General features: G+C 40.2%; 4 protein-coding genes and 1 pseudogene. 2 read left to right on the top strand and 3 right to left on the bottom strand.

Features of this window, described 5'->3' with window-relative positions:
* From tmk to AC3LHT_RS08155, 3 genes are all read right to left on the bottom strand, one after another.
* On the bottom strand, window positions 1–379 hold a 379-nt coding region (gene tmk / locus AC3LHT_RS08145; RefSeq protein WP_488662542.1), incomplete at its 3' end, for a dTMP kinase.
* Window positions 376–1,056 (bottom strand): tRNA1(Val) (adenine(37)-N6)-methyltransferase, encoded by a 681-nt coding sequence (locus AC3LHT_RS08150; RefSeq protein WP_488662543.1) that lies wholly within the window; start codon window positions 1,054–1,056, stop codon window positions 376–378. The genes AC3LHT_RS08150 and tmk, both read right to left, overlap by 4 nt.
* The gene (locus tag AC3LHT_RS08155; RefSeq protein WP_488662544.1) at window positions 1,057–3,006 is read right to left on the bottom strand and encodes a hypothetical protein; all 1,950 of its coding nucleotides are present in this window, start codon (window positions 3,004–3,006) and stop codon (window positions 1,057–1,059) included.
* Window positions 3,007–3,235: 229 nt separating this feature from the next.
* Between AC3LHT_RS08155 and AC3LHT_RS08160 the strand changes: the two genes are divergently transcribed.
* Together AC3LHT_RS08160 and AC3LHT_RS08165 are read left to right on the top strand one after the other, a co-directional pair.
* Window positions 3,236–4,078 (top strand): sulfide/dihydroorotate dehydrogenase-like FAD/NAD-binding protein, encoded by an 843-nt coding sequence (locus tag AC3LHT_RS08160; protein ID WP_290647056.1) that lies wholly within the window; start codon window positions 3,236–3,238, stop codon window positions 4,076–4,078.
* Window positions 4,069–5,105: pseudogene (locus AC3LHT_RS08165) on the top strand (FAD-dependent oxidoreductase); the annotation flags it as partial. The gene AC3LHT_RS08160 and the pseudogene AC3LHT_RS08165, both read left to right, overlap by 10 nt.

The raw sequence follows: 5,105 nt of genomic DNA on the forward strand, positions 1-5,105 counted from the left end.
CCGGCTTCAAATTCCCGGTAGCCAGTTCGTTAAGCCTTTTAACCATTTCAACACCAAGTCCTCGCCCGTATCCTTGATAAGCGACAGAAGAGTCAAGAAATCGATCGGCGATAACAATTTTCCCTATTTTGAGCGCAGGGAATATGATTTCCCTTACAATTTGACTTCTTGAAGCCATGAAGAGAAGAAGCTCTGTTTCAGGAAAGAGTTGATAATCGTGATGTAAAAGAATTTTCCTGATGTCCTCACCAGCTCTTGTCCCGCCGGGTTCTCTTATAATGAGATATTCATAACCGGTCCTTTCAAGATATTCAATAAACAACTTCACCTGTGTTGATTTTCCAGAACCATCGATGCCTTCAAACGAAACAAACATCATCTTTCCTCCCTGCTAAATATCAATGGAGACTCTACAACTAGTTCGGAACTCGAGTTCTTTCTTCCCGAAATCAAAATCAGTCTTGCTTGTTTTTCCAAGTTGCCGTAAATCGGTAATAGTCTGTGGATACCAAACTTTTCTGATTCGAGAAATCTTATCCAGCGAATCAAATCTCTGGGATGCAATAAAAAGTGAAATAGTCCCCTGTTCTTTAACATTTTTCTTGCCGCTTCGATAAATTTATGTGCAGTTTCTTCATCAAGTCGTCGCCAGCTGTTTCTTTCAGTATAGGGGCTAGTTTTTCCAGCATGCAAAAGATGTGGAGGATTCGAAACAACGACATCAAAACTTTCCAGTTCTAGGTGCCTTGTTACTTCTCCAACCGGGCAATTTATAAATCTTACCTTTTCCATTACCCCATTCAAATCTGCGTTTTTCCGTGCAATTGAAACAAGAATCTCATTTTTTTCTATGCCTACAACTTCGCAACCATATGTATGTGCAAGAAATATTGATACCGCACCGCTTCCACTGCCAAGTTCCAGTACTTTTTTTGCGTTTCGTGGAATTTTTGAATAAAGAGCCAACACAACAGTAGCGTGATTTGTTCTGCCTTCGGGTAGACTTTGTTCGAATGTCAGCTTCCTAATCGGTGAAGGATCAAATTCTCGTTGCATTTAATCACCACTGTGCAAGAAGATCTCTGAGGTATTTTCTTTTTCCAGTTGTATTTTGTCTTTTAACTTTTCGGGTATAACAATCCTGGAAAAGTTATTGACAGTCAGCTCTTCATCGCAGAAAAATTCCGAGCTTTCCACATATAGCTCAGACGCGCCATCAATAAGACATTTCTTTATTTTCAGCGATGAACTATAAAAAAACACATGGGATGAACTGGATACATATAATTCCCCAGCGGAACATTCACTGTTAAAGAGCTTAATAATGCTTTTGCTTATTGAGCCTTTCTTTGAATTGAAATGCGTGTTACTGAAAATGCCTTTTTTTATGCCATACAGCTCAAAATTGCCGGAAACGTATGAATTGAAAAGATACAGCTCACTGGAATTGCTTATCTTCAAAGAGCCATTGATACTTGAACCATATATTTGAATAGATGACACATCGAGTGTAACATCTGCAGCTATCTTGCAATTTTCGAATACGATTACTGCTCCGCTATCTGCAACAATTTCAACATTTTTAAAGTCCACATTTCTTGCTATCAAAGTGCCATTCTTTCCAACATGTATAATAGCCGGACTCCCGTATGAAGAGATTATCACTTCTCCCCTCCGACCATCAATTTCCAATACTCCATTCACCAAGAGAGTACTTTTTCTGGAAAGATTTATATTGGTTGATGATTCAATTCTTAATAGTGAACCTGATTTCACCGCTATATTTCCCTGAAAATTGTAGACTCCGCCAGAAGGGAGTGTCACATCTCTGCCATAAAGTGAAACAATGAAGCTTGAAGTAACACGTCTTGATTGTTCCAATTTTGCGAAAACCGGGACAGAGGGTAGGAACATCATATCTCCCTCTTGTGGAGATAGTCTATAAATATCCCCAACATCACTCATATATTCTGAAGGAATCCTTACAGAACCCTCTGAGCCAATTTCCATAATTTTTTTCCATTCTCCAGCCTTTATTACTTGCAAAACCGCGCGATTAACGGAAGAAGGCAGTTTCCAGGAAGCTTTCCTGAAGGTGCCTCCTTCTTCTATATAAAGCTCTGCAATCTCTTTAAGCAAGGTTTTCTTTACCACAGCCTGTAAGGAAGTTATGGTACTAAGTCCAGCTTCGTCAGTTACCTTCACATGAATAAAATGCCTGCCGCTTGGCAATTCGAACAATGGAAACAAAGCGTTTCCATCGAAAAGCAAAGGAATTCCATCGGCGGAGGCTTCAATTGTTAACTTCCGAGGAGGGGTCCAATCATCGTGAAATTCCGCGGGTATTTTACCACCATCATAGTGCTGTGGTAAGAGCAAATTTATTGAAGGCTTTTCATTAGTGTATAAATCTATATTCAATTTCACAGGTTTGGAGCTCACCCCATCTTTTCTTATGCTGAAGCATTCAATAGGCATTTTTGGTTGTGTAGGCAAAGGAATATTAAAAAAGCCGGATTTACTGGTGTATATTTTGGAACCAATTTTTACCCGATATTCCATAATGGCTTCAGATTGGCTGTAAAGAGAAAGAATGAGATTCCCGTCTCTAATAGTGGATTCCTTTATTGAAGGAGCTTCGAGCGTTGAATTATAAACCCTCACAGTAGTGGCTAGAGGGGTGGAAAGAAATCTTCTTCCCGATATGAGAGTGAAGTATAATGTAATGGTTCCATCTTCGTCTATGAAAAACTCGCCAGTTTCGGATTGCGTTATAATACCATCCTTCGAGTCTTCTGGCACTTTTCCAATAGTTATTAGAATATCAGGTTTTTTTTGCTTTTGTCCGGTTACAGTAACTGAATAATTGCACCTGGTTGCATCCAAAGTGATGTTGTCAATTGTTAGATTGTAACCGGAGAAATAATTACATGCTCCTACCACAATTAGCGGAAGAAGGAAAATCCATAATATCTTCTTTATAAAAATCCCTCCTTTAGGAAGCATAACATAATCCCTATGCTATAACCACATCCGGGGAAAATTTTTTGCGTACAGATACAGCTTATCATAAAGCTTAGTCAAAACATCTCTACCGGTTGGTATGAATTTGCATAATTATTTTTACCCCCCTTTTCCATTACCCCCTGTGGCTGCTTTAAAGAGCAGCCCTTTTTTTCAAATGTTGATTTTTTTGATATTATTGATTTGGTATATATTGAAAAGGGGAGAAAATATGTCTCACAAAATATTGAAAAAAGCAAAGCTTGCCACTGGCATTTACGATTATTTTATAGCACATCCCACATTGCCGGTTTTTTCTAAACCCGGTCAGTTCCTGATTATTCGCATTGATGAAAGAGGAGAACGCATTCCACTCACCATCGCAGGTGTTTCAGATGGTGCAGTAAGGGTTATTGTGAAATGTGTTGGAAAAAGCACTTATAAATTGGCTACACTGAATGAGGGCGATGAGGTTCTTGAAGTAGTTGGCCCACTGGGTAACCCCAGTGAAATTGAATTTTACGGAGAAATTTGTCTGATTGGTGGTGGTGTTGGCGCCGCTCCGCTTTTGCCCATAATGAAAGCTTTAAAAGAAGCCGGAAATCGCATTACTGCAATCATAGGTGCTTCTACTTCTGAACAGCTCATACTTCTTGAAGAATTCAAAAGAACAGCCCATGAATTGATTATCACAACTGATGATGGTTCTTTAGGAAAGAAAGGATTGGTTACCCATAGGCTTGAAGAGTTATTAAGCAAAGGAAATAACTTTGATAGAATATGGGCAATAGGTCCAACCATCATGATGAAATTCGTTTCTGCAATTGCCTCGCGTGCGGAAATCCCTTGCTGGGTATCACTGAATCCCATCATGGTTGATGGCACGGGAATGTGTGGAGCTTGTAGAGTAGAAGTGAACGGAAGCATGAAATTCGCTTGTGTAGATGGTCCAGAATTTGACGGTAGGTTTGTTAACTGGAACGAGCTTATAAAAAGGCAACATCAATACCAGGAACAGGAAAGAATTGCTCTGGATCTTTTCAAAAAAGAAGTAGGTGATTTATCATGGCTGTAAAAGACCGCGTTCCTATGCCTGAGCAATCGCCTGAAGAAAGAATTAAGAACTTTTCCGAAGTAGCTCTGGGATACACAGAGGAAATGGCACTTGCTGAGGCTAACAGATGTCTTCAATGTCCTACACATCCTTGTACTTCTGGTTGCCCTGTTGAAATTGACATTCCAGCCTATATAAAAGCGATTTGTGACAAAGATTATGAAAAGGGGATTGAGATATTGAAGGATACAAACAACCTCCCTGCTATTTGTGGGCGTGTTTGTCCACAGGAAAAGCAATGTGAAGCGCAATGTGTGTTGGGAAAGATGAAAGATGGTAAACCTGTTGCTATCGGAAGGCTTGAAAGGTTTCTTGCAGATCTTAATCTTCCAAAAAAGCGTGTAAACACCAAAAGTCAGAGGGAAAAGAAAGGTAATATCGCCGTTATTGGCGCAGGTCCAGCAGGTCTTACCGCTGCTGCAGATCTTGCTCGGATGGGTTACGATGTTACAGTTTACGAAGCTTTTCACAAAGCTGGCGGCGTTTTGGTTTATGGTATTCCTGGCTTTAGATTACCCAAGGATATTGTTGAAAGGGAAATAGACTATATAAGAAAATTAGGAGTTAAATTTGAGTATGGTCAGATCATTGGGCGGACTATTCCCTTTGAAAAAATCCGACAAGAATACGATGCAATTTTTATTGGCATAGGCGCTGGGGCACCCAGATTTATGGGAATCCCGGGGTCAAATCTGAACAACATATACTCGGCAAGCGAGTTCTTAACAAGAGTAAATCTTTTAAGAGCAAATGAATTCCCAAAATTTGATACGCCTGTGCGCATAGCAAGCAAGGTTGCTGTTATTGGTGCGGGAAATGTAAGTATGGATGCAGCAAGGACGGCTCGCAGGCTTGGAGCCAAAGAGGTAATGATTATTTACCGCAGGAGCGAAACCGAAATGCCTGCACGGCTCGAGGAATATCATCACGCTATTCAAGAGGGAATAAGTTTTCATTGGCTCACCCAACCGGTGGAATACATTGGTGA

The sequence above is a fragment of the Kosmotoga sp. genome (assembly GCF_982836095.1).